This is a genomic window from Gordonia sp. N1V (assembly GCF_029269935.1).
Classification (GTDB): Bacteria; Actinomycetota; Actinomycetes; order Mycobacteriales; family Mycobacteriaceae; genus Gordonia; species Gordonia polyisoprenivorans.
Map to the genome: position 1 here is coordinate 1 of NZ_JARJDD010000068.1, position 682 is coordinate 682.

General features: G+C 58.5%; 1 protein-coding gene. It reads left to right on the forward strand.

What is annotated here, in order from left to right:
- Positions 1-682 (forward strand): IS630 family transposase (locus P3L18_RS28135; protein WP_276116001.1); only part of this gene is annotated, 682 nt, incomplete at its 5' end.

Genomic DNA, 682 nt, shown 5'->3' on the forward strand with positions numbered 1-682 from the left:
CAAGGCCGAGTCGTTTCGGTTCTCCACCGACCCAGAGTTGGTGGGCAAGGTCACCGACATTTGCGGCTTGTACTTGAATCCGCCGGAGAACGCGATCGTGCTCTGCGTTGACGAGAAGTCCCAGATTCAAGCGTTGGATCGGACGGTGCCGATCCTGCCGATGCAACCGGGCAAGGTCGAACGCCGCTCCTATGACTACTACCGGCACGGCACCACCACCTTGTTCGCCGCCCTCGATATCGCGACCGGGAAAGTCACCGCCGCACTCAAGCCCAAGCATCGCCACCAAGAGTTCCTGGCTTTCCTCAAGCAAGTCGAACGGGCCTACCGCGACACCGTCGATGACACCGGTAATCCGGTCGACTTACACCTGGTGATGGACAACTATGCAGCTCACAAACATGCCAACGTGAAGAAGTGGCTGGCCGAGCATCCCCGAGTCATCGTGCATTTCACCCCAACCCACGCCTCCTGGATGAACCTCGTCGAGGTCTGGTTCGGCATCATTGAACGCCAAGCGATCCGCCGCGGAGTGTTCACCTCCGTCACAGACCTCAACACCAAAATCCGCGCGTTCATCGACGGATGGAACCCCAGAGCCCACCCATTCGTCTGGACCAAAACCGCCGAACAGATCCTAGAAAAAGCCAACCGTCCAACAACTTCAAACTCGCGCCACTAG